At 73.2% G+C, this 24,181-nt stretch carries 20 protein-coding genes; 13 read left to right on the top strand and 7 right to left on the bottom strand.

The features are described 5' to 3' along the window. Window positions 1–24: 24 nt before the first annotated feature. From B100_RS0107685 to B100_RS0107700, 4 genes are read right to left on the bottom strand one after another with little or no spacing between them, the layout of a single operon-like run. Window positions 25–957 carry an LD-carboxypeptidase gene (locus B100_RS0107685; RefSeq protein WP_024883857.1) on the bottom strand — a complete coding sequence of 311 codons (933 nt, stop codon included), beginning with the start codon at window positions 955–957 and terminating at the stop codon, window positions 25–27. Beyond that, window positions 954–2,918 (bottom strand): alpha/beta hydrolase family protein, encoded by a 1,965-nt coding sequence (locus B100_RS0107690; RefSeq protein WP_106966964.1) that lies wholly within the window; start codon window positions 2,916–2,918, stop codon window positions 954–956. Before B100_RS0107690 ends, B100_RS0107685 begins: the two co-directional genes overlap by 4 nt. A gap of 5 nt (window positions 2,919–2,923) precedes the next feature. Further along, the gene (locus tag B100_RS0107695; protein ID WP_024883859.1) at window positions 2,924–4,228 is read right to left on the bottom strand and encodes a M20/M25/M40 family metallo-hydrolase; all 1,305 of its coding nucleotides are present in this window, start codon (window positions 4,226–4,228) and stop codon (window positions 2,924–2,926) included. After that, window positions 4,221–5,054 (bottom strand): M55 family metallopeptidase, encoded by an 834-nt coding sequence (locus B100_RS0107700; RefSeq protein WP_024883860.1) that lies wholly within the window; start codon window positions 5,052–5,054, stop codon window positions 4,221–4,223. The genes B100_RS0107695 and B100_RS0107700 overlap by 8 nt, the downstream gene beginning before the upstream one ends. A gap of 175 nt (window positions 5,055–5,229) precedes the next feature. Here B100_RS0107700 and B100_RS0107705 point away from each other — a divergent pair, with 175 nt between their 5' ends. The 7 genes from B100_RS0107705 (at window position 5,230) to B100_RS0107735 (ending at window position 11,913) form a co-directional block, all read left to right on the top strand. After that, window positions 5,230–6,123, top strand: a complete 894-nt coding sequence (locus B100_RS0107705) for an SDR family oxidoreductase (RefSeq protein WP_024883861.1) — start codon at window positions 5,230–5,232, stop codon at window positions 6,121–6,123. 232 nt (window positions 6,124–6,355) lie between these two features. Next, complete coding sequence (locus tag B100_RS0107710; RefSeq protein ID WP_024883862.1) at window positions 6,356–7,540, top strand: substrate-binding domain-containing protein; 1,185 nt, start codon at window positions 6,356–6,358, stop codon at window positions 7,538–7,540. A 3-nt stretch (window positions 7,541–7,543) separates the two neighbouring features. After that, window positions 7,544–8,284, top strand: coding sequence for an ABC transporter ATP-binding protein (locus tag B100_RS0107715; protein ID WP_024883863.1), 741 nt, complete (start codon window positions 7,544–7,546; stop codon window positions 8,282–8,284). After that, complete coding sequence (locus B100_RS0107720) at window positions 8,281–9,021, top strand: branched-chain amino acid ABC transporter ATP-binding protein (RefSeq protein WP_024883864.1); 741 nt, start codon at window positions 8,281–8,283, stop codon at window positions 9,019–9,021. The genes B100_RS0107715 and B100_RS0107720 overlap by 4 nt, the downstream gene beginning before the upstream one ends. Further along, the gene (locus tag B100_RS0107725) at window positions 9,021–9,947 is read left to right on the top strand and encodes a branched-chain amino acid ABC transporter permease (RefSeq protein ID WP_024883865.1); all 927 of its coding nucleotides are present in this window, start codon (window positions 9,021–9,023) and stop codon (window positions 9,945–9,947) included. Before B100_RS0107720 ends, B100_RS0107725 begins: the two co-directional genes overlap by 1 nt. Further along, a complete protein-coding gene (locus tag B100_RS0107730) occupies window positions 9,944–11,008 on the top strand; it encodes a branched-chain amino acid ABC transporter permease (protein ID WP_024883866.1) in 1,065 nt (354 codons plus the stop codon). Before B100_RS0107725 ends, B100_RS0107730 begins: the two co-directional genes overlap by 4 nt. Further along, window positions 11,005–11,913 carry an alpha/beta fold hydrolase gene (locus B100_RS0107735; RefSeq protein WP_024883867.1) on the top strand — a complete coding sequence of 303 codons (909 nt, stop codon included), beginning with the start codon at window positions 11,005–11,007 and terminating at the stop codon, window positions 11,911–11,913. The genes B100_RS0107730 and B100_RS0107735 overlap by 4 nt, the downstream gene beginning before the upstream one ends. Window positions 11,914–11,979: 66 nt before the next feature. On the opposite strand, the gene B100_RS0107740 is transcribed toward B100_RS0107735, so the two are convergent. After that, window positions 11,980–14,412: an MFS transporter gene (locus B100_RS0107740; RefSeq protein ID WP_024883868.1), complete on the bottom strand. Its 2,433-nt coding sequence runs from the start codon at window positions 14,410–14,412 to the stop codon at window positions 11,980–11,982. A gap of 188 nt (window positions 14,413–14,600) precedes the next feature. Then, window positions 14,601–15,047, bottom strand: a complete 447-nt coding sequence (locus B100_RS0107745) for an SRPBCC family protein (RefSeq protein WP_024883869.1) — start codon at window positions 15,045–15,047, stop codon at window positions 14,601–14,603. A 158-nt stretch (window positions 15,048–15,205) separates the two neighbouring features. Here B100_RS0107745 and B100_RS0107750 point away from each other — a divergent pair, with 158 nt between their 5' ends. From B100_RS0107750 to B100_RS0107760, 3 genes are all read left to right on the top strand, one after another. Beyond that, complete coding sequence (locus B100_RS0107750) at window positions 15,206–16,237, top strand: Rv2578c family radical SAM protein (protein WP_024883870.1); 1,032 nt, start codon at window positions 15,206–15,208, stop codon at window positions 16,235–16,237. A gap of 133 nt (window positions 16,238–16,370) precedes the next feature. Beyond that, on the top strand, window positions 16,371–17,957 hold the full coding sequence (locus B100_RS0107755) for an alpha/beta hydrolase (RefSeq protein WP_024883871.1): 1,587 nt from the start codon (window positions 16,371–16,373) through the stop codon (window positions 17,955–17,957). A gap of 53 nt (window positions 17,958–18,010) precedes the next feature. Beyond that, the gene (locus B100_RS0107760; RefSeq protein ID WP_037722523.1) at window positions 18,011–18,565 is read left to right on the top strand and encodes a GNAT family N-acetyltransferase; all 555 of its coding nucleotides are present in this window, start codon (window positions 18,011–18,013) and stop codon (window positions 18,563–18,565) included. Between the two features lie 140 nt (window positions 18,566–18,705). On the opposite strand, the gene B100_RS0107765 is transcribed toward B100_RS0107760, so the two are convergent. Continuing rightward, window positions 18,706–19,311 carry an adenylosuccinate lyase gene (locus B100_RS0107765; RefSeq protein WP_024883873.1) on the bottom strand — a complete coding sequence of 202 codons (606 nt, stop codon included), beginning with the start codon at window positions 19,309–19,311 and terminating at the stop codon, window positions 18,706–18,708. A gap of 350 nt (window positions 19,312–19,661) precedes the next feature. Between B100_RS0107765 and B100_RS0107770 the strand changes: the two genes are divergently transcribed. The 3 genes from B100_RS0107770 to ccrA all read left to right on the top strand — a co-directional run bounded on the left by B100_RS0107770 (window position 19,662) and on the right by ccrA (window position 24,170). Continuing rightward, window positions 19,662–21,467 carry a 3-hydroxyacyl-CoA dehydrogenase family protein gene (locus tag B100_RS0107770; protein WP_024883874.1) on the top strand — a complete coding sequence of 602 codons (1,806 nt, stop codon included), beginning with the start codon at window positions 19,662–19,664 and terminating at the stop codon, window positions 21,465–21,467. A gap of 163 nt (window positions 21,468–21,630) precedes the next feature. After that, window positions 21,631–22,446 (top strand): TetR family transcriptional regulator, encoded by an 816-nt coding sequence (locus B100_RS0107775; protein ID WP_024883875.1) that lies wholly within the window; start codon window positions 21,631–21,633, stop codon window positions 22,444–22,446. Window positions 22,447–22,826: 380 nt separating this feature from the next. Next, window positions 22,827–24,170, top strand: a complete 1,344-nt coding sequence (gene ccrA, locus B100_RS0107780) for a crotonyl-CoA carboxylase/reductase (protein ID WP_024883876.1) — start codon at window positions 22,827–22,829, stop codon at window positions 24,168–24,170. The last annotated feature ends 11 nt before the right edge of the window (window positions 24,171–24,181 follow it).

The raw sequence follows: 24,181 nt of genomic DNA on the forward strand, positions 1-24,181 counted from the left end.
GCGTCCGGCCGCGCGCGGCGGGGCTCAGCTCAGCGCGGGTTCCTCCAGGGTCAGGGTGCCCGCGTCCGCGTCGAGTTCGGCGGCGACCCCGAAGGGAAGGGTCAGGGCGTCGTCGCAGTGTCCAAAACCGAACTGCTCGGCCACCGGAACACCGAGCCCCCCGAGCCGGTCGACGAGCAGGGCGCGCACCTGGTCGTACGGATCGCACTCGGCCCAGGAGCCCAGCAGCACCCCGGTGACGCCGTCGAGGTATCCGGCGCGCAACAGCTGGGTGAGGTAGCGGTCGAGACGGTAGGTCTCCTCCCCCACGTCCTCCAGGCACAGCAGTCCGCCGCGCGCGCGGTCGCGGGTGTGCGGGGTGCCGATGCCGCCGACGATCAGGGAGAGGCAGCCGCCGAGGGTCACCCCGCGGGCACGCCCCGGCACCATCGCGGTGCCGCCGGAGCGGATCGTACGGACCGACTCGGGGTCGAGGAGGGTGGCTCTGAGGTGGTCCTGGGCGCGGGCGCTCTTGATGAAGTCGGCGCCCGCGGCCATCGGCCCGTGCAGGGTGACCAGGCCGAGCCGCACCGCGAACGCCTCGTGCAGCGTGGTGATGTCGCTGAATCCGACCAGCACCTTCGGCCCGGCGGCGCGCATCGCCTCCCAGTCGAGGGCGTCGACCATGCGCTGGGCGCCGAACCCGCCGCGCGCGCAGATCACCGCGTCGACGGCCGGGTCGCACCAGGCGTTCTGCAGGTCGGCGGCGCGGTCGGCGTCGGTACCGGCGAGGTAGCGCAGCTCGCCGTGCCGGTCGAGGACGTGCGGCGCGGCCACCGGGTCGAGGCCCCACCCGCGCAGCACGTCCAACCCGGCCGCGAGCCGCTCCTCCGGAATGGGGCCGCTGGGGGCGACCACGGCGACCCGGGCGCCGGTGGCGAGGCGGGGCGGCCGCCGCAGCGGCGCGAGCGCGCTCACGGCTGCAGCTCCAGGACCGGGACGCCGGGCGCCTTCAGCTCGAACACCTGGGCGTACAGGGACAGCTCGGCCTCCAGGGCGCGCACCATGGTCTCCGCGCGCCGGAAGCCGTGCCCCTCCCCCTCGAAGGTGAGGTAGGCGTGCGGGACGCCCCGGCCGGCCAGCCGGGCCAGGAACCGCTCGCACTGCACGGGCGGGCAGATGACGTCGTCGAGTCCCTGGAGCAGCAGGAACGGCGCGGTGAGCCGGTCGGCGTGGGTGGCGGGCGAGCGCTGCTCGTACCGCTCGGGCATCTCGGCGCGGGGGCCGATCAGAGTCTCCAGGTACTGGGACTCGAAGTCATGAGTCTCCCCCGTGCCCCAGCCGGTGAGGTCCAGCACCGGGTAGATGATGGTGCCGCAGGCGTAGACGTCGGTGGCGGTGAGGGAGGCGGCGGTGGTCCAGCCGCCGGCGCTGCCGCCGCGCACGGCGAGCCGGTCGCGGTCGGCGGTGCCCTCCTCGGCGAGGGCGAGCGCGACGGCGGCGCAGTCCTCGACGTCGACCACGCCCCACTGTTCGCGCAGCCGGTTGCGGTAGGCGCGTCCGTAGCCGGTGGAGCCGCCGTAGTTGACCTCGGCGACGCCGATGCCGCGCGAGGTGAAGTAGGCGATCTCCAGGTCGAGCACGAGCGGCACCCGGCTGGTGGGGCCTCCGTGCGCCCAGATCACGTACGGGGGCAGCTCGCCCTCGGGGCCGGTGCAGTCCGGGTTGCGCGGCGGGTAGACCTGGGCGTGGATCTCCCGGCCGTCCGGTCCGGTGAAGGTGCGGACCCGCGGCTCGGGGTAGTAGGCGGGGTCCACGGCGTCCTGGTGCGCGGAGCCGATGACGCGGGCGCGGCCGGTCCTGGTGTCCAGCTCCACCACTTCGTGGGAGCTGGTCGGACCGGCGCCGACGGCGACGACCCGTTCGCCGAGTGCCGCGAGGCCGGGCGTGAACTCGCTCCACGGGCCGGCCGCGTCGACGACCTCGCAGGTCTCCGGGTCGAGCACGCCGAGCCGCAGCGCGCCCTTGCCGTGCAGGACGGCGATCAGTCCGCCGTCCAGCGGGGCGAACCAGCTCAGGCCCACCTTCCACAGCGGCCCGCCGAACTCCTCCGGGCGCGGACAGACCGGCTCCCCGTCCCGGTAGAGGTTCCACCAGCCGGTGCGGTCGCTCGCGTACAGCAGGCGGCCGTCGCCGGTCCAGTCGACCTGGGCGACGGACTCCTCGGGTCCGCCGGCCACGGTGCGGGCGCCGCTCAGGGTGCCGTCCGGGCGGACGTCGGCGACGAGCAGTTCGGTACCGTCCCACGGCATGCGGGGGTGGTCCCAGCCGATCCAGGCGGCGCGCGTGCCGTCCGGGGTCAGGCGCGGTCCGGTGACGAACCGGTGCCGCCCGTCGGTCAGTTCCCGTACGGCGGTCCGGTCGTCGGCGGCGGAGCCGTCGAGCGGCACGGCGGCCAGGACCCGGCGCACGTCGCTCGGGCCGTCGCCGGTGAACTCCTCCAGGACGCACCACACCTCGTCGCGCTCCGGCAGCACCACGGGGTCGGCCCAGCGCAGCCCCTGCCCGACCGGGGAGACCGGGGTGAGGGGGCGGGGCTCCTCACCCGGCTGCCAGCGGTACAGGCGCTGGTCGGGGAAGTGCGTGAAAACCACGAGCGGGCCGTCGTCGCGCACGGTGCCGGCCCAGGGGCGGCCGCCGTACTCGACGACCCGGCTGCGCACGTTCCACGGGGCGGGCAGTACGGACTCCTCCGTGCCGTCGGTGTGCCGCCGCACCAGGGTGCGCCGGCCCGCCTCGGCGGGCCGGGGTTCGGTCCACCACACCTCGTCGCCGACGAAGCCCGCGAACTCGGGACTGCCGTCGTGCGCCGCGGCGGTCGCCGCGTCGACGGGCGAGGGCCATTCACCGTACGCCAGGGTCTGCACTGTCTCCCCCACTTGTTTCAGGCCGACCGCAGGAACCGGTCGAGCACCCGGACACCGAACTCGAGCGCCTCGACCGGGACGCGCTCGTCCACCCCGTGGAAGAGGGCCTGGTAGTCGAAGCCCTCGGGCAGCTTCAGCGGTGCGAAACCGTAGCCGGTGATGCCGAGCCGGGAGAACTGCTTGGCGTCGGTGCCGCCGGACATGCAGTACGGCACGGTGTGCGCGCCGGGGGCGAACTCCTCGACGGCCTCCCGCATCCGGGCGAACGTCGGCGAGTCGACCGGGGCCTGCAGCGCCACCTCGCGGTGGGCGAACTCCCAGTCGACGTCCGGTCCGGTGAGCCGGTCCATGGTCGCCCGGAACTCGTCCTCGGCGCCCGGCAGGAAGCGGCCGTCGACGTGCGCCACGGCCTCACCCGGGATCACGTTGACCTTGTACCCGGCGTCGAGCATGGTCGGGTTGGTGCTGTTGCGGACGGTGGCCTCGACGAGCTTGGCCGCACCGCCGAGCTTGTCCAGCATGGCGTCCACGTCGGACAGGTCGGCGTCGACGCCGTACACGCCGGCGATCTCGGTCAGCGCGGCCCGCACGGTCGGGGTGAGCCGCAGCGGCCACTCGTGCTCGCCGATGCGGGTGATGGCGGCGGCGAGGCGGGTGACCGCGTTCTCCTGGTTCACCTTGGAGCCGTGTCCGGCCCGGCCGCGGGCGGTGAGCCGCATCCAGCCGGTGCCGCGCTCGCCGGCCCCGATCGGATAGAACTGCCGCCCCTGGCCGTCGTGGAAGGTGTAGGCGCCGGACTCGCTGACGCCCTCGGTGCAGCCCTCGAAGAGACCGGCGTGCCGGTCGGCGAGGAAGCCGGCGCCGTCCGCCGCGCTCGCCTCCTCGTCGGCGGTGAAGGCGATGACGACGTCACGGCGGGGCCGCACGCCCTCGCGCGCCCAGGACCGCACCACGGACAGGATCATCGCGTCCATGTTCTTCATGTCGACGGCGCCGCGTCCCCACACGACGCCGTCGCGGATCTCCCCGGAGAAGGGGTGCACACTCCAGTCGGCGGGCTCGGCCGGCACCACGTCCAGGTGGCCGTGGAGCAGCAGCGCGTCGGCGGACGGGTCGGTGCCCTCCAGGCGCGCCACGACGTTGGTCCGGCCGGGGGTGCGCTCCAGCAGGACCGGTTCGAGACCGGCCTCGGCGAGCCGCGCCGCCGCGTACTCGGCGGCCGGCCGCTCGCGGCAGTCGCCGCCGCCCCGGTTGGTGGTGTCGATCCTGATGAGGTCGGACGTGAAGGTCACGACCTCCTCCAGGGCCCGCTGGTCAGCCATACTGCTCCTCCACCGCGGCCGAGGCGATCGTGGTGACCGCCTTGAAGGTGCGGATTGCGTCGTACATGGTGTCGCTGGTGTACAGCACCTTGCGTTCGCCGGTCCGGGACACGCCCGGGACGACGGTGACGGAGGTCGCCAGGTGCTCGGCGTCGAACTCCACCGCCACGGTGAACGGCCCCTCGCGGACCGGTTCGTGGCGCACCGCCAGCGCGGCCGCCTCCTTGGCCGCCGCGTGGATGTCGGCGGCCGTGCGCGTAGGGGTGCGGCACACCGCGGCGTAACGCGACACGTGGTCCTTGACGGCGACCTTCAGCGCCTCGGGCGCGTAGCCGAGGGCGTCCTCGCAGGCCACGTCGTCGCCGGTGACCAGGACCACCGGCACGCCGTACTCGGCGGCCACGTGCGCGTTGAGCAGGCCCTCGCTGGCCCGCACGTCGTTGAGCCACACGCCGGTGATGGAGTTGGCGAGGAAGGTGTGCGCGAGGACGCCCTCCATGCCGGCGCCCGCGTGGTAGCCGATGAAGGCGATGCCGTCGACGTCGCCGTGCTGCACGCCCTCGACCATGGACAGGGACTTGTGCCGGCCGGTCAGCATCTCGGCGCGCTCGTCGAGCCGCTCCAGCAGCAGGTTGCGCATGGTCCAGTGCGCCTCGTTGATCAGCACCTCGTCCGCGCCGCCGTCGAGGAAGCCCCGGACGGCCGCGTCCACGTCGGACGTGAACATCGACCGGCACCGCTCCCACTGGGGCGTCCCCGGCAGGACGTCGGCCGGCCAGGTGACACCGGTGGCGCCCTCCATGTCGGCGCTGATGAGGATCTTCATGCGGCACACGCTACGTCGTCCCGCCGAGGTCCGGCCACCCTGTGGAAAACTCTCACCGGTCCAGACCACTGACGCGATTCTCGGGGCGGGGCAGCCGTGCCCGACCTGCGCGGACGCCCGCCCGGACCTACCGTGAACGGGACGAACGCCCGCCACGGAGCACCAGGAGCGCCGTATGCCGGTCACCCGGAACCCCTTGGAGGGAAGGACCGCCGTCGTCACCGGGGCGGCGCGCGGACTGGGCGCGGCACTGGCACGGGAGCTGTCCGCGCGCGGCATGAAGGTGGCGTTGCTCGGGCGGGAGGAGCGGACGCTGCGGCAGGTGCGGGAGGAACTGCCGGGCGAGGGCGGCTGCTGGGAGGTCGACGTCACTGACGACCGGGGTCTGGCCGAGACCGGCGCGGACATCCGGGCGCGTCTCGGCCCGCCGTCCGTCGTGATCGCCAACGCGGGGGTCGCCGAGGGCGGGCCGTTCCCCGAGTCGGACCCGGCGGTGTGGCGCCGGGTGATCGAGGTGAACCTGATCGGCAGCGCGGCCACCGCCCGCACCTTCATCGGGGACCTGACCGGCACCGCCGGCTACTTCCTCCAGGTGGCGTCGCTGGCGTCGATCGGCTCGGCGCCGCTGATGAGCGCGTACTGCGCGTCCAAGGCGGGTGTGGAGTCGTTCGCGCACTCCCTGAGGGCGGAGATGGCCCACCGGCACGTGGGGGTGGGCATCGCCTACATCAACTGGACCGACACCGACATGATCCGCGGGGTGGACGACCACGCGGTGCTGCGCGAACTGCGCGGGCACATGCCGGCCCCGGCCCGGAAGGTGTATCCGGTGGAGCATGTGGCGGGGCGGCTGGTGGACGCGGTGCAGCGGCGCCGCCCGTCGGTCTACGTGCCGGGCTGGCTGCGCGCGACCCAGCTGGTGCGCGCGGCGATGCCGCCGGTGGTGACGGCGCTGTCCCGGCGTGAGCTGCCGCGGCTGGCCGACTCCCAGCCGTTCGAGGCGACGGGTCTGCTGGGCGCCGGGGGTCGCGCGGACCAGGAGGGCGCGAGGCACCGCCGCACGTCCTGACCTACGCCCCCGGACGGCGCGCGGTCGTCGCTTGGCTCGCGACGGCGCCTCCTTGGACGCCACAACGACGTTGGCCCGCACCATGGTTGGTCGGCCCCTCATGTGTGTGGGCCACATTGTGGCCGGATCTGGCGCGGAACACACTGCCGGATACCGCTCAGCGCACAGTGATCATCCGTGACCGATCGTGCCGCTGGAGCCGTCCGCCGTCGCACCGAGGAGCCGTACGGTCATGCGTAGACCCCTTTTCCTGTCCGCCGCCGTGGCCCTGCTCGCCACCGCCTTCACCGCCGGCTGTTCCAGCCCCGGCAGCAGCACCGCCTCCGGTTCCGAGGAGGTGAAGGTCGCCCTCATCACCTCCACCAGCGGCCCGCTGGCCTCGTACGGAGAGCAGTACCTGCGGGGCTTCGAGGCCGGCCTCGACCACGCGACCGACGGCACCGGCACCGTCGACGGCGTCAAGGTGACGGTGCTGAAGGACGACGACGGCGGCGACCCCGCCAAGGGCGTCTCCCTCGCCAAGCAGCGCATCGGGCAGGGCGTGCCGATCATCGCCGGGTCCGCGGTCTCCGGTGTCGCCACCCAGATCGCGCCCGTCGCGGCGCAGAACAAGACCCTCTACATCAGCGGGCCCGCCGCCACCGACGCGCTGACCGGTGTGAACCGCTACACCTTCCGCTCCGGCCGCCAGACCTACCAGGACGTGCTGACCGCCAAGCACATCCTGGGCGACTCCCCGGGCAAGAAGGTCGTCGTGCTGGCCCAGGACAACGCCTTCGGGCAGGCCAACGCCGCCGCGGTGAAGTCCGTCCTCGGCACCGGCGGCACCACGGTGAGCGAGGTGCTGGCCCCGCCCGCCGCCACCGACCTGACCCCCGTGGCGAGCAAGGTGAAGGCGGCCCGGCCGGACATGGTGTTCGTCGCCTGGGCCGGGGACACCGCCCAGTCCATGTGGTCCACCCTCGACCAGCAGGGCGTCCTCGACGCCGCCACCGTCGTCACCGGCCTGGACAGCAGGGCCAGTTACCCGGTCTTCGGCAAGGCGCGGGAGAAGGTGACGCTGCTCGCGCACTACGTGCCCGGCGCCGCGGCCACCCCGGAGGCCGAGGCCATGCGGGCGTACTTCGGGAAGAAGAAGTGGCAGGAGGACCTGTTCACCCCGGACGGCTTCAACGCCGCGCAGATGGTCGTCGAGGCGGTCCGGGCGGGCGGTGCGAAGGGCGACACCGATGCCATGGTGAAGGCCCTCGAAGGCTTCTCGTTCTCCGGGGTGAAGGGGCCGAACACCGTGCGGGCCGCCGATCACGCGCTGCTGCAGCCCACGTTCCAGGCGCAGTTCACCGGCGAGGGGGCGCCGCGGGTGTCGCGGACCTTCTCCGCCGAGCAGGTCGCCCCCGCCGAGTCGAGGATCGGCTGACGCATGACGCCCGTACTGCGACTGGAGCGGCTGAGCTGGTCGGTGGGGGGAGCGCACATCATCGACGAGGTGTCGCTCGCCGTGCGCGAGGGGGAGCTTCTCGCCGTCATCGGCCCCAACGGGGCGGGGAAGACGTCCCTGTTCAACCTGATCACCGGACTGACCCGGCCGACCGGCGGCGCCGTCCGCCTCGACGGCCACGACATCACCGCCCTGCCCCCGCACCGCCGGGTGCGCCGGGGCATCGGACGGACCTTCCAGTCGTCGTCGGTGTTCGCGACCATGACGGTCGCCGAGCACGTCGACCTGGCCGCCCGCTCGGCCGGGGTCCGCCGGATCGGCGCGGCGGACGTGACCGGCGTCCTGGACCGGGTCCGTCTGGCCCACCGGGGCGGGGACCTCGCGGCCGGCCTCTCGCACGGCGACAAGCGCAAGCTGGAGCTGGCGATGCTGCTCGCGCCCACCCTCGGCGCGGGCTCGTCCGGCTCCCGGCTGATGCTGCTGGACGAGCCGATGGCCGGGGTGGCCTCCGAGGAGACCGGTGAACTCACCGACCTGATCCGCTCGTTGCACCGCGACGAGGGCCGCACCGTGCTGCTGGTCGAGCACCACATGGACGTGGTGCTCGGCCTCGCCGACCGGGTCGCCGTCATGCACCACGGCCGGCTGCTCGCCGCCGCGAGCCCCGCCGAGGTGATGGCGGACGCCACCGTCCAGCAGGCCTATCTGGGAGACGAGCTGTGACCGCGCCACCGATCCTGCGCGTCGAGGGCCTCGACGTGGACATCGCCGGGTCCCGGATCCTCACCGGCGTCACCTTCGACGTCCCCGCCTCCGGGGTGACGGCCCTGCTGGGCCGTAACGGCGTGGGCAAGACCACCACCATCCGCGCGGTGCTGGGGTTGCTGCCCGACGGCGGCCGGGTGACCGCGGGCCGTGTCACCTTCGCCGGGGACGACATCACCCACGAGCCGACCCACCGCACGGTGCGCCGCGGCATCGGCTACGCCCCCGAGGACCGCGGGGTGTTCGCCGGACTCACCGTCGCGGAGAACCTCGCCCTCGCCGAACGCCCAGGGGTGACCCACCACTACGACCTGGTGCACGACCTGTTCCCGGAACTCGCCGCCCGCCGCGACCAGCGCGCCGGCACCCTCTCCGGCGGCCAGCAGCAGATGGTCGCCCTCGCCCGGACCCTGCTCAACGACAACACCCTGGTCGTCGTCGACGAACCCACCAAGGGCCTCGCCCCCCGCGTGGTCACCGAGGCCGCCGAGGTGCTGGAACGGGCCGCCGAGCGCGTGCCGTTGCTGCTGGTCGAGCAGAATCTCGCCGTGGTGCGCCGGCTGGCGCGCAGCGCGGTCGTGCTGGACGCCGGCCGGGTGGTGCACACCGGCGACGCCCGCGACCTGCTCGCGGACACCGCCCGTACGACCGCGCTGCTGGGTGTCGGCAGCCGCCCCGACCACGGAGCCGCCTGATGGACACCGTCGTCCTGCTCACCCTGACCGGACTGGGCCTCGGAGCCCTGTACTTCCTCATCGCCTCCGGACTGGCGCTGATCTTCGGCCTGATGGACGTGCTGAACTTCGCGCACGGCGCGTTCCTCACCGTCTCCGTCTACACCGCCTGGCGCACCGCCGAGACGGTCGGCGGGCTGCCGGGGCTGCTGCTCGCCGCCGTCGTGGGCACCCTCACCGGGCTGCTGCTCGCCGCCGTGGTCGAACTGGTTCTGATCCGGCGGCTGTACGGCCGCGTCAAGGAGCAGATCCTGGTGACCGTCGGCCTGTCGCTCGCCGTCCCGGCGCTGGTGCAGACCGTGTGGGGCGCCGACGCGCGGCCCTTCCCGGTGCCCGACGCGCTCTCCGGCACCGTGGGGGTCCTCGGGGCGCGCGTGCCGGTGAACCGGTTCCTGCTGATCGCCGTGGCGCTGCTGGTGCTCGCCGGCATCCACCTGTTCCTGTCCCGCACCCGCTACGGGCTGATCGTCCGCGCCGGGGTCGAGGACCGCGCGATGGTCACGGCGCTCGGCATCGACGTCACCCGCGCCTTCACGCTGGTCTTCGCGCTCGGCGGCGCCCTCGCGGGCCTCGCCGGTGTGCTCGGCGGCCTCTACTTCGGCTCGCTCTCCCCGCACCAGGGGACGTCGCTGCTGGTGTTCGCGTTCGTCGTGGTGATCATCGGCGGTCTCGTCTCGATCATCAGCGTGGCCCTGTCCGCGCTCAGCGTGGGCCTGGTGCAGCAGTACGCGAACTACTACGCGGGGGGCTACGGCGACCTGGCCGTCGTGTTCCTGCTGGCCGCGGTGGTGCTGGCGCGGCCGGCCGCCGGGACCGGGTCGCCGCTGACGCGGCTGCGCCGCGCGCTCACCGCACCCCGCACCCGATCCGCAGGAGGCACGGCATGACCGCCACCCGTACCCCGCGGGCCACCCCCGGCGCCGCGCCGGCGAAAGCGGCCGCCGCACCGGCCGGCCCCTCACGCCTGCGCCGGCTGCGCCCGCTCACCGTCCCGGTGGCGGTACTGCTGGTCCTCGTGCTGCTGCCGTACTCGGCACTGGACATCCCCGTCCTGCTCGACGGTCCGGTCAACTCCCCCGGTTCGCTCCAGCTGTTCGCGCTCTGCCTGGTCTTCGGCGCGCTCGCGCTCGGCTACGACCTGATGTTCGGGCGTACCGGGCTGCTCTCCTTCGGCCACGCCCTCTACATCGCCGGCGGCAGCTACGGCACCCAGCTCGCCATGACCGAGCTGGGCCTGAGCCTGCTGCCGGCGGCCCTGCTCACCCTGGTCCTCGGGGCGCTGGCCGCGCTCGTCCTGGGCGCGGTGTCGCTGCGCACGCTCGCGCTCGGCAGCGTGGGGTTCGCGATGGTCACCCTGGCCTTCGCGCAGGCCGGCTCCATCTACGTGGAGCGCAACCCGGGCGGTCTCACCGGCGGTGAGGAGGGCCTGCCGCTGTTCGTGGACGGGGTGCCGGACGCCCTGGTCGGCGTGCAGAACACCGCGAACGTGTACTGGCTGGCGCTCGCCTACCTGGTCCTGGTCGCCGCCGTGGTGTGGACGGTCACCGCCCGCCCGGCCGGCCGGGTCTGGCAGGCGATCCGGGACAACGAGCAGCGGGTGGCGGTCCTCGGCCGCAGCCCGTTCGCGCACAAGCTCGGCGCGTTCGTGCTGGCCTCGTCCCTCGCCGTGCTCGGCGGGGTGCTGCACCTGCTGGTCACCGCGGGCGCCACCCCGCACACCTCCACACCCGAGTTCACCCTCACCCTGCTGGTGATGGTGGTGCTGGGCGGCAGTGGCACCCGCTGGGGGCCGGTCGTCGGCGGGGTGCTGTTCACCTATCTCGACCAGCGGCTCGGCGGCTGGGACCTGGGGGTGGAACCGATGCTGATCCTGGGCAGTCTCTTCGTCCTTGCCGTCTACCTGGCCCCCGGCGGCATCACCGCCCTCGGCCGAAGGAGGAACGCATGACCACGTCCGGGTCCGCCCTCGCGCGGGACCTGACCGTCCCCGTCCGGGGCGGCCGGCTCGCCGTCACCCACTGGCCGGGCGACGGCCCGCCGGTCGTCGCCCTGCACGGCATCACCGCCAACTCGCTGGCCTTCGCCGCCCTGGCCGACGCCCTGCCCGGCTTCGCCCTGTACGCCCCCGACCTGCGGGGACGGGCCCGGAGCGCGGAACTGCCGGGACCGTACGGGCTGGCCGCGCACGTCGACGACGTGGTGGCGCTGCTCGACCACCTGGGGCCGGCACGGGCGGTGCTGGTGGGCCACTCGATGGGGGCCTTCGTCGCCGCGGCGGCCGCCTCCCGGCATCCGGAGCGCTTCCCGCGCGTGGTGCTGGTCGACGGTGGGCTGGGCTTCCCGCCGCCTCCGGGCACCGACATCGACGCGCTGCTGAAGGCGGTGATCGGGCCGGCGATGGACCGGCTGTCGATGACGTTCCGGAGCGCCGAGGACTATCTGGCGTTCTTCCGCGCGCACCCGGCGCTCGCCCCGCACTGGGGACCGCACGTGGCCGGCTACGTGACACGGGACCTCGCGGGCCGGGCACCGGAGCTGCGCAGCAGTTGTGTGCTGGACGCGGTGCGCGCGGACGGCGCCGACGTGCTCCACGACCCGGACGTCCTGGGCGCCGTGCACCAGCCGCAGGTGCGCGGTGAACTGCTGTGGGCCGAGCGGGGGTTGCTCGACGAGCCGCAGGCGCTGTACGACGCCGGGCGCGTCGCCGCGGCCGCCCTGGACCCGGCGCGGATGCCGGCCCGCCGGATCGACGGCACGAACCACTACTCGATCCTGTTCCCGCCGGCCGTCGAGGAGGTCGCCGCCGCCGTACGGGACGCGGCGGACGCGGTGGACGCGCCGGCCGCCGGGTGAGAGAACGGTGGACCGGAGCCGAGGAGGGGGGCGGCTCCGGTCCACCGGGACGGGGTGCGGGGAGGGTCAGTCCTCGTGCCCCAGCTGGAGGTCGCGTTCGGTGCGGCCGCCGCCGGCCACCTGGAGGACGGTGGCGACCGGCGGGTAGCCGGCGGCGATGACCGTGTACTCGCCGGACGACAGGTCGACGAAGCGGAAGGTGCCGTCGGGCCCGGTGGTGAGGGTGTCGACGACGTTGCCCGCCGCGTCGAGCAGCGTCACCCGCGCGTCCTCCACCGGTCGGCCGCCGCCGGCCCGCACGGTGCCGCGCAGCACCGCGCCGCCCGCCAGTTCCACGTCCTGCCGGGTCTCGCGGGCGGCCTGCACGGTGACCGGCAGGGCCGCCGGACGGAAGGCGGGGGCGCTGGCCGCGAGGGTGTACTCCCCCGCGACCAGTTCGGTGATGACGTAGCCGCCCTCCCGGCCGCTGCGGGTGCTGGCGACGACCTCGCCGTGCACGTTGGTGAGGGTGACGGCGGCGTCCCGCACGGGGGTGCCGTCGGCGGTGACGACGCTGCCCGCGAGCCGGCCGGCGCCGCCGAGGACGACGTCGAGCTCGACCGGCCGCTCGCCGACGGTCACGGAGACCGCCTGCGGCTGATGGCCGCCGGCGGCGGCGATCAGGACGTACGAGCCCGGTCCGGGCGTGGCCAGCGCGTACCGTCCGTCGGGGCCGCTGGCGCCGCGTCCGGTCTGCTGCCCGGAGACGTCGATGAGGGTGAGGGCCGCGTGCGGCACGGGGGTGGCGTCGGGGTGCTGGACGGTGCCGCAGACGGGGATGCCGCCGCTGGGCGCGGAGCGGGCCGGGGGCACGCGGGGGTCGAAGCGCGGTGCTTCCTGGGCCGGGTCGGCGGTGGGGGTGTGATGGGACACCAGTGGTTTCTCCTTGAGGAAGAAGGCGATGAGCAGGCCGAGGACGAGCACCGGCACGAGGTAGAGGAAGATGCGCGGCATGGCGTCCGCGTAGGCCTGGATGTAGGCGTCGCGCAGCTCGGGCGGCAGGGCGTGCACGAGCTCGGGGGTGATCGACTCGGCGTCGGCCGGTGCGCCGGCCAGGTCGGCGGGGAGGCGCTCGGCGAGCGCGTCGGTGAGCCGGCCGGCGAACAGGGTGCCGAAGACGGCGGCGCCGACGCTGCCGCCGATCTGCCGGAAGTAGTTGTTGGCGCTGGTGGCGGTGCCGAGGTCCGCGGGTCGCACGGAGTTCTGCACGGCGAGGATCAGCACGGGCATCACCATGCCGATGCCGGCGCCGAGGACGAACATCCAGACGCTGTAGTGCAGCCGCGGGGTGTCGGTCTCCAGGCGGGACAGCAGCCACATGCCGACGACGGACAGGGCGGCGCCGACGATGGGGTGGCCGCGGTAGCGGCCGGAGCGGCTGATCATCTGTCCGGAGACGATGGACGTCCCGACGATGCCGCCCATCATGGGCAGCATGAGCAGTCCGGACTCGGTGGCCGAGGCCCCGTCGACCATCTGCAGGTAGGTGGGCAGGTAGCTGGCGGCGCCGAACAGGGCGACGCCGATGACCAGGCCCACGAGGCCGGTGACGTTGAAGACGGAGTCGCGGAACAGCCGCAGCGGGATGAGCGGTTCGGCGGCGTGGCGCTCGACGACCAGGAAGGCGGCGGTGGCCGCGACCGCGCCCGCGCCGAGGCCGAGCACGGTGCGGGAGCCCCACGCGTACTCGGTGCCGCCCCAGCTGGTCAGCAGCACCAGGCAGGTGGAGGCGGCGGTCAGCAGCAGGGTGCCGAGCACGTCGAAGCGGCGGCGGCCCGTCGGCTTCGGCAGTTTCAGCACGGCGGCGACGACGGCCATGGTGACGAGGCCGAAGGGCACGTTGATGTAGAAGCACCAGCGCCAGGAGTGGTGGTCGGTGAAGTAGCCGCCGAGCAGGGGCCCGGCGACCGACGCGAGGCCGAAGGCGGCGCCGATCAGGCCCATGAAGCGGCCCCGCTGCCGCGGGGGCACGATGTCCGCCATGATCGCCTGGACGCCGATCATCAGGCCGCCCGCGCCGACGCCCTGCACCGCGCGGTAGGCGATCAGCTGGTCCATGGTCGTCGCCCGGCCCGCGAGCGCGGAGCCGACGACGAACACCAGGATGGCGAACTGGAAGACGCCCTTGCGGCCGAGCTGGTCGCCGAGCTTGCCGTACACCGGCAGTCCGACGGTGGAGGTGAGCAGGTAGGCGGTGATCGCCCAGGACATCTTGTCCAGGCCCTGCAGCTCCCCGACGATCCTGGGGAGCGCGGTGGCGACGATCATCTGCTCCAGAGCGGCGAGCAGCAGCGCCAGCATCAGGGCGACGAAGACCAGCCGGACCCGGCCGGGGCTCAGGGCCGGTCCGGTCTCCGGGGCCGGGGACGGCGGGCCCCCGGCCGGTGGCACGGGGGGCGGCGGCCCCCCGGCCGATGGAGCCGTGACCGGCTCGTCCTGCGTCAGAGTGATCCCGCCCACGTGCCGCTCCCCTCGTCGCACTGCCGGACAATTCCCGCGTAAAAGCGACAACTACGAGCAAGCGCGACGAGTTACGGCACAGAGACGGTCCGCCGAGAGATCACCCGAACCGGTGACGGAAGAATCAACTCCGTTTCAGCGCGCCGGAGTTGACGGCGACCGCCCTTACTGCACGGCGGCGACCATCCCTACTGCTTCTCCACCTCCGCGGCCAGACGGGCCAGGACGGCGTCGTGGATGCGGGCGAGGCCCTTGGGGGCGAAGGTGCGCTCGAAGAAGCCGCCGATGCCGCCCGCCCCGTCCCACACGGTGGTCACGACGGCCCGGGAGCGGCCCTCGCCGGCCGGGGTGACCCGCCAGGTGGTGACCATGGAGGAGTTGCGGTCCTTCTCGACCAGCTCGCCGTCGGTCGGCTCGGTGACCTCCAGGAGGCAGTCGCGCACCCGCTTGCTGGTGGCCTGGAGCTTCCAGTGCACGAGGGTGCCCTCGCCGTCGCCGCCCTCGCGGACCTCGTACTCGCTGTACTGCTCGGGCAGCAGCTTGGCGCGGGTGCCGCTGTAGTCGGCGAGGGTATCGAACACCGTCTCCGCGTCCGCCGCGACGATCCGCTCCGTAGTGGCCTCGACCTGCGCCATCGCTTTCCTCCAGGGCTGGGTTCTCCAGGGTCGGGGCAAGCCAACCACCCCCGCGCCCGGCCGCCCAAATCGGGGTTCCGGAAGTGACCGAAGATGTCGCTCGCACGATCAAGGGAACATGTGTTCTATTCTGTGGCCAGCGACACCGAGGAGGCGTCATGCGCTGGGAGAACCTCTCACCGGACTCCGAACACAGCCGTGCCGACACCGCGCTGTTCGGCGCGGAGGCGGTCACGACCCGCACCTTCGACACGCCCGAGTTCCGCGGCATCACCTTCCACGAGATTCGGGCCCGCTCCATCGTCAACCGGGTGCCGGGTGCCTCCCGCATGCCGTTCGAGTGGACGGTGAACCCCTACCGGGGCTGCACGCACGCGTGCGTCTACTGCTTCGCCCGCAAGACCCACAGCTACCTGGACCTGGACACCGGGCTCGGCTTCGACAGCCAGATCGTGGTCAAGGTGAACGCGCCCGGACTGCTGCGCCACCGGCTGGCCTCCCGCTCCTGGCACGGCGAGCACATAGCGATGGGCACCAACGTCGACTGCTACCAGCGCGCGGAGGGCCGCTACCGGCTGATGCCGGGCATCATCGAGGCCCTGCGCGACCACGCGAACCCCTTCTCGATCCTGACCAAGGGCACGCTGATCCTGCGTGACCTGCCCCTGCTGCGGCAGGCCGCCGAGGTGACCGACGTCGGCGTCTCGGTCTCGGTGGGCTTCACCGACGAGGAGCTGTGGCGCACGGTCGAACCGGGCACCCCGGCGCCCGAGCGGCGGCTGGACGTGGTGCGCGCCTTCACCGACGCCGGCATCGGCTGCGGGGTGCTGATGGCGCCGGTGATCCCGTTCCTGGGCGACCGTCCTGAGCAGCTGAGGGCGACCGTGCGGGCCGTCGCCGCGTCGGGCGCCACCTCGGTCACCCCGCTGGCGCTCCACCTGCGGCCCGGGGCCCGCGAGTGGTTCATGTCCTGGCTGGCGGAGCACCACCCGCATCTGGTGGCCCGCTACGAGCGGCTGTACGCCGAGGGCGCCTACGCCCCCCGGTGGTACCAGCGCCGGATCACGCGTCAGGTGCACGACCTGGCCCGGGAGTACGGCATCGGCCCGGACCGCCCGGAGGGCCGGCGCCGCGTCCCGGCCCCCGCGGAACCGGAGGCGGAGCTGCCGACCCAGCTGACGCTGCTCTGAGGGCATCCGGGCGCATCAGGCGGCCCGATTGGGTCAAGAACTGACGGAACACGTTCAGGTGGGGCGCCACATCGGGACGATGCCGCGTGAGCCGTGAGTGTCGCGGTCCGCAGCACATCGTCCTGGGAGAACCATGAGAAAACGCGCAGCCGTGCTGTGCGGCGCCGCCGCCGTCGTCGTGGCCTCGGGCCTCACGGCCGTGCCCGCCGAGGCCGGCGCCCCGCACGCCCCGGAGACGTTCCGCGCCGCCGCGCCCGCCTGGAAGAAGTGCGGCACCGACGACTACCCGACGCTGCAGTGCGCGTCCGTCGAGGTGCCGCTCGACCACGCCGCCCCCTCCGGGCGCACGATCACGCTGGCGCTCTCCCGCGTCCCGCACACCGCGAAGAAGTACCAGGGCCCGCTGCTGGTGAACCCGGGCGGCCCGGGCGGCAGCGGACTGACGCTCGCCGGGTTCGTGGCCGCCTCGCTGCCGAAGAAGGTGGCCGCCGAGTACGACGTCATCGGGTTCGACCCGCGCGGCGTGGGCGACAGCCGCCCGGCGCTGGACTGCGTGCCCGGCCACTTCGACGCCGTCCGCCCCGACTCGGTGCCCACCTCGCCCGAGGTGGAGCAGGCCAACCTGGAGCGCGCGAAGTCCTTCGCCGAGGCGTGCGGCGCGAAGTACGGGGACCTGCTGCCGCACATGACCACCACGGCCGCCGCGCGCGACCTGGACGTCGTGCGGCAGGCGCTGGGCGCCGAGCGGATCAACTACTTCGGCTACTCCTACGGCACCTACCTCGGCACCGTCTACGCCAAGCTGTACCCGCAGCGGGTACGGCGCCTGGTGCTGGACTCCGTGGTCGACCCCACCGGCGTCTGGTACGACTCCAACCTCGACCAGAACCAGGCGTTCAACTCCCGCCACCGCGCCTTCATGGACTGGGTCGCCAAGTACGACGCGACGTACCACCTGGGCACCGACGCGGAGAAGATCGAGACGGCCTGGTACGCGATGCGGTCCGCACTGAAGGAGAACCCCGCGGGCGGGAAGGTCGGCGCGGCCGAACTGGAGGACACCTTCGTCCCGGGCGGCTACTACAACGGCTACTGGCCCTACCTGGCCGAGGCGTTCGCCGCGTACGTGAACGACGACGACGCCGAGCCGCTGGTCGAGGCGTACGAGAACTTCGGCGCGAACGACGTCGCCGGGGACAACGGCTACAGCGTCTACACGGCGGTCGAGTGCCGGGACGCCGGCTGGCCGCGGGACTGGGCGCAGTGGCGCAAGGACAACTGGGAGATGTACGAGCGGGCGCCGTTCATGGCCTGGAACAACGCCTGGTACAACGCGCCGTGCGCGTTCTGGCCGACCGGGTCGGTGCGCCCGGAGCGGATCAACACCACCGGCCAGGTGCCGCCGGCGCTGCTGTTCCAGGCCACGGACGACGCGGCCACGCCGTACCAGGGGGCCGTCACCGTGCACCGCCGGCTGGAGCGCTCCGCCCTGGTGGTCGAGTCGGGCGGCGGCAACCACGGCATCACGCTGAGCGGCAACGCCTGCCTGGACCGGCACCTGACGGCCTACCTGGCCGACGGCACGGTGCCGCGCGGCAGTCACGGGGACGCCGACGCGGTGTGCGCGGCGCTGCCCGACCCGAAGCCGCTGACGTCGAAGGCGGCGCCCGGCACGGCCCGCGGCTCGGTCCTGCACGGGCTGCTCGGCTCCCGCATCTGACCCGGCGGAAACTCGGGGGCGGACGCGTGGCGCGGTGGGTCATGGTGGCGCTCATGACCCACCTGACCCGCGCGTCCGCCCCCGCTCGCGTCCGCATCCGCCCCATGACCGCCGACGACAGCGACGAGGTCGCCGCGATGCGGGTGAGGGGGTGGCAGCACGCGTACCGCGGGATGATCCCGCAGGCGTATCTGGACGCGATGGACGTCGCGGCGGAGGCCGGGAAGCAGCGGGAGCGGCTCGCGGCCGGGGACGGCAGCGTGGTGAACCTGGTCGCCGAGGCGGCCGACGGCACGCTCGCCGGCTGGGCCGCGTACGGGCCGTACCGGGACGGCGAGGTGCGCACCGGCGACGGCGAGCTGTACGCGCTGTACCTGCCGCCCGTGCGGATCGGGCAGGGGATGGGGCGCGCCCTGCTGACCGAGGTGACCGACCGCTGCGCGGCGGCCGGCCTCCCCCGGGTGTTCCTGTGGGTCCTCGAACAGAACGCGCGCGCCCGCCGCTTCTACGAGGCCGCCGGCTTCACGGCGGACGGCACGCGGGAACCCTTCGAGGTGGCCGGCACCGAGGTCCCGGAGGTCCGTTACGTGCGGACTTTCACCGGCTGACGCCTGCGGTCCTTCACACCTGGCCCGCGGGCGCGCGACGGGGGTCCACCGCAGGTCCGGGACCGGGACACCCGCCTCCCCGCCTGCTCGCGGCAACGGCGCGGGGATGACACCCCGGTGAAGTGACGGCCCGTCACGTCTCAGCGCTGCCCCGGGATCCGCCCCCGGGCGCTCCCCTGGTGCGGGATGCGGGCCAGGGCGTGGACCGCTGCCTCCGCCAGGGCCGGGTGCGCGAGCGCCTCGTTCAGTACGGGCTCCGCGCGCGGGTCGGCGAGTGCGCCCAGTCCCTCCACGCAGGCGAGCGCGACCCGTCGGTAGGGGTCCTGGGGGCGCAGCCGCCGCCGCAGGGTGGTGATCAGGGCCGGGACGGCCTCGGGGGCGCGCAGCTCGGTGAGGAGGCGGACCGGGTGCAGGGCGTAGGCGACGCGGAGTTCGTTGGTGGCGAGGGCGGCCGCGGCGCGGGCGGTGCGCGGGTCGCCGAGGCGGGCCAGGGCGTGCGCGGCGGCGGCGCAGCGCGGCGGGTCGCGGTGGTTGAGGAGCAGCACCAGCGCCTCGAACGCCCGCCGGTCCCCGGCGGTCCCCAGCCGGAACGCGGCCAGTTCGCGCGCCCACAACGGCTGTCCGGGAGCGGTGAGGACGCCGGCCAGGACGTCGTGGTCGTCCGTGGCGGCCAGCCGCTCGTAGGCGGCCGATCCGCCGGACTCCGCCCGTAAGCGTTCCGTGAGCGTTCGCAACTCTTCGTCCATGCGACGAGGTTAGGGCGGTCACACCCGGCGCGGGAGCTACCTCACAAATCCGGGGGCTGGCGCGCTCGTTACCCGCGGGTTAATCTCAGACGAGCGAGTTACCAACTCGCACCCTCCTCACGGCGGTCTGGTGACGCGGCCGCAGTGAGTCGCAGTCGGTTCGGTACCCCGTGTACCGCAGTACGGCTCGGCCCCGGGACAGGGCCGGTCGGATCCACCGCCGCTTCGCCGGCGGACCGGGCGTGTGCGCTCGCAGCCCGGCCAACACCCGCATCCAGCACGCACCCGGTGCGCCTGTCGGCGCACCGGGGCGCGGCTTCCGTCGTCACCCTCATTCCTGGAGTCCCGCGATGGCCACTCCCCTGTCCGACACCCCCCTGTCCCCGCTCCGGACGATCGCCGTGGTCGGCCTCGGCACGATGGGCACCGGCATCGCCGAGGTCCTGGCCGCCGCCGGCCGCGACGTCGTCGGCATCGACATCAGCGAGGCCCAGGCCGCGAAGTGCGTCGCCACCCTGGAGGCCTCCACCGCCCGCGCCGTCGAGCGCGGCCGGCTGACCGGGGAGCAGCGCGAGGAGCTCCTCGCCCGGGTCACCACCGCCACCGACCTCTCGGCCGCCGCCGACGCCGACCTGGTGATCGAGGTGGCGCCGGAGTCGTACGAGATCAAGCAGCAGATCTTCCGTGAGCTGGACGGTGTCGTGCGGGCGGACACCGTCCTGGCCACCGGCACCAACGCGCTGTCCGTGACCCGGCTGGCCGCCGACTCCGCCCACCCCGAGCGGGTGCTGGGCATGCACTTCTTCAACCCGGCGCCCGCGATGAAGCTGGTCGAGGTCGTCTCCAGTGTGCTGACCGCGCCCGCCGCCGTCACCACCGTCACCAACCTCGCCCTGGACCTGGGCAAGGAGCCGGTGGCGGTCGGCGACCGGCCCGGCTTCGTCGCCGACGGCCTGCTGTTCGGCTACCTCAACCAGGCCGCCGCGATGTACGAGGCCAACTACGCCTCCCGCGAGGACATCGACGCCGCGATGCGGCTGGGCTGCGGCCTGCCGATGGGCCCGCTGGCACTGCTGGACCTGATCGGCGTCGACACCGCCCGCACGGTCCTGGAGGCCATGTACACCGCCTCCCGCGACCGGCTGCACGCCCCCGCGCCGATCCTCAAGCAGCTCAGCGAGGCGGGACTGACCGGCCGCAAGGCGGGCCGCGGCTTCTACACCTACGAGGCGCCGGGCAGCGGCACGGTCGTCGAGGACGCCCTCACCCCGCGTGAGGACGGCCCGTCGGTGGCCGGACGTCCGGTGCGCTCGGTGGGCGTGGCCGGCTCGGGCACGATGGCGTCCGGGATCGCCGAGGTCTTCGCCAAGGCGGGCTTCGAGGTCGTCCTGGCCGCCCGCAGCGAGGAGAAGGCGCAGCGGGCCAAGGCCCGCATCGGCAAGTCGCTGTCCCGGTCGGTCGACAAGGGCCGGATGACCGCCGAGGCCGCCGCGGGCACCCTGGACCTGATCCGCGCGACGGGCACCTACGACGACTTCGCCGACGTCGACCTCGCGGTCGAGGCGGTCGCCGAGGACCTGGAGGTCAAGCGGCAGCTGTTCGCGACGCTGGACAAGGTCTGCAAGCCCGGCGCGGTGCTCGCCACCACCACGTCCTCCCTCCCGGTCGTCGCCTGCGCCCGCGCCACCTCGCGCCCGCAGGACGTGATCGGCATGCACTTCTTCAACCCGGCTCCGGCGATGAAACTGGTCGAGGTGGTGCGCACGGTCCTGACCGGCGACGACGTGCACGCCACCGTGCGGGAGGTCTGCGCGAGGATCCGCAAGCACGCCGTGGACTGCGGGGACCGGGCCGGGTTCATCGTGAACGCGCTGCTGTTCCCGTACCTCAACAACGCGATCAAGATGGTGCAGGAGCACTACGCCACCCTCGACGACATCGACGCCGCGATGAAGCTGGGCGGCGGCTACCCGATGGGCCCGTTCGAGCTGTTGGACGTGGTCGGGCTGGACGTCTCGCTGGCCATCGAGAAGGTGCTGCACCGCGAGTTCCGCGACCCGGGTCTGGCCCCGGCGCCCCTGCTGGAGCACCTGGTGGCCGCGGGCTGCCTCGGCCGCAAGACCGGCCGTGGCTTCCGCGAATATGCCAAGCGCTGAGCGGTTCCCCGGCGAGCCGCTCCCGGGCGGTGCCGAGTGGGGCGGGCTGCTGGATCCCGACCGGTTCCCGCCGCCCGCCCGCACCGCTCCTCCCCCGCCCCCCGAGGGCGGGGGAAGCCCCGGTCACGCGCACCGAGCTGCGCGCATGCAGTACGTTCAGGGCATGTCCCAGCCCGCCAAGTCCGTACGTACGCCAGCCACGACCGAGCCGCCGGAGTCCACCGCCGGCTCGCGTGCCGCCGCCCAGCGGCTGAAAATGCGCCGGGAGCTCGCGGCCGCCGCGATGGAGCTGTTCGCGACCAAGGGGTACGAGGCGACCACCGTCGACGAGATCGCGGCCGCCGCCGGGGTGGCCCGCCGCACGTTCTTCCGTCACTTCCGCTCCAAGGAAGAGGCGATCTTCCCGGACCACGACGACACCCTGGTCCGCGCCGAGGCGGTGCTCAACGCCGCCCCCGCGCACGAGCATCCGCTCGACACGGTGTGCCGGGGCATCAAGGAAGTCATGAAGATGTACGCGGCGCGGCCGGACATCTCGGTCGCCCGCTACAAGCTGACCCGCGAGGTCCCGACGCTGCGCGAGGCGGAGATCGCCTCGGTGGCCCGCTACGAGCGGCTGTTCACCCGTTATCTGCTGGGCCACTTCGACGAGCACGCGCACGACGACGACGCCAACGACGACCCGCTGCTGGCGGAGGTCGCCGCGTCCGCGGTGGTCACGGCGCACAACCACGTGCTGCGGCGCTGGCTGCGGGCGGGCGGCCAGGGCGACGTGGAGGCGCAGCTGGACCACGCCTTCGCGATCGTGCGAAAGACCTTCGGCACCGGCATCATGGCGGGCCGGCGCACGGCCGCCCCGCAGCGGCCACCGGCGGCCACGGCGTCCGCGCACGACGAGGTGCTGGTGACGGTCGCCCGGACCGACGCCCCGCTGGACGAGGTCATGCGGGCCATCGAGCAGGCGCTCAAGGAGCGCTGAACCACTCTCCACCGCTGTGATGACGGCCACCCCTCGGGGTGGCCGTTTTGCCATGTCAGGGGCGCTTTTCGCCCGCGTTTCCGGGCCGCTTCGATCGATCATCGCTCATCTGATGCGTAAAGATTCCACCTGAGCCCAAGTTCTGGCACGCAGTGCCTTGCCGACTGACACGGCGTGCCATACGTTGAAGAGGTCCGGGCGAGTCCCGGCGGGTCCACAGCCCGCACGCCCGGACGCCTGCGTCACAGGCACCCTCCCGCGCAACCACGCGCTGCCGAAGCACCACCCGCCGAACCGACGGCACCCCTCGACCCTCAGCAGCACACCGACGTAACCCTCAGCGCCCCTCCCTTAGGGCGCCCATCGCCGGAGGCAACACCGTGACCGTCAAGGACATCCTGGCCGCGATCCAGTCGCCCGACTCCACGTCGGAGGACTTCGCCGCCCTGCCGCTCCCCGAGTCGTACCGCGCGATCACCGTGCACAAGGACGAGACGGAGATGTTCGCGGGCCTCGCCACCCGCGACAAGGACCCCCGCAAGTCGATCCACCTGGACGACGTGCCGCTGCCCGAGCTGGGCCCCGGCGAGGCCCTGGTCGCCGTGATGGCCTCCTCGGTCAACTACAACTCGGTGTGGACCTCGATCTTCGAGCCGCTGTCCACCTTCGGGTTCCTCGAGCGCTACGGCCGCACCAGCGAGCTGGCCAAGCGCCACGACCTGCCGTACCACATCATCGGCTCCGACCTCGCGGGCGTCGTGCTGCGCACCGGCCCCGGCGTGAACTCCTGGAAGCCCGGTGACGAGGTCGTCGCGCACTGTCTGTCCGTCGAGCTGGAGTCCTCCGACGGCCACAACGACACGATGCTCGACCCCGAGCAGCGCATCTGGGGCTTCGAGACCAACTTCGGCGGCCTCGCCGAGATCGCGCTCGTCAAGTCCAACCAGCTGATGCCGAAGCCGGACCACCTCAGCTGGGAGGAGGCCGCAGCCCCCGGCCTGGTCAACTCCACCGCCTACCGCCAGCTGGTCTCCCGCAACGGCGCCGGCATGAAGCAGGGCGACAACGTCCTCATCTGGGGCGCGAGCGGCGGCCTCGGCTCGTACGCCACCCAGTTCGCGCTGGCCGGCGGCGCCAACCCGATCTGCGTCGTCTCCAGCGACCAGAAGGCGGAGATCTGCCGGAAGATGGGCGCCGAGGCGATCATCGACCGCAACGCCGAGGGCTACAAGTTCTGGAAGGACGAGAACACCCAGGACCCCAAGGAGTGGAAGCGCTTCGGCAAGCGCATCCGCGAACTCACCGGCGGCGAGGACATCGACATCGTCTTCGAGCACCCCGGCCGCGAGACCTTCGGCGCCTCGGTCTTCGTCACCCGCAAGGGCGGCACCATCACCACGTGCGCCTCGACCTCGGGCTACATGCACCAGTACGACAACCGCTACCTGTGGATGTCCCTGAAGCGCATCATCGGCTCCCACTTCGCCAACTACCGCGAGGCCTGGGAGGCCAACCGCCTCATCGCCAAGGGCAAGATCCACCCCACGCTCTCGAAGACCTACGCCCTGGAGGACACCGGCCAGGCCGCGTACGACGTGCACCGCAACCTCCACCAGGGCAAGGTCGGCGTGCTGTGCCTGGCGCCCGAGGAGGGTCTCGGCGTGCGCGACCACGAGAAGCGGGCCAGGCACATCGACGCCATCAACCGCTTCCGTAACGTCTGAGGGCGGGCAGG

The sequence above is a fragment of the Streptomyces sp. CNH189 genome (genome assembly GCF_000527195.1).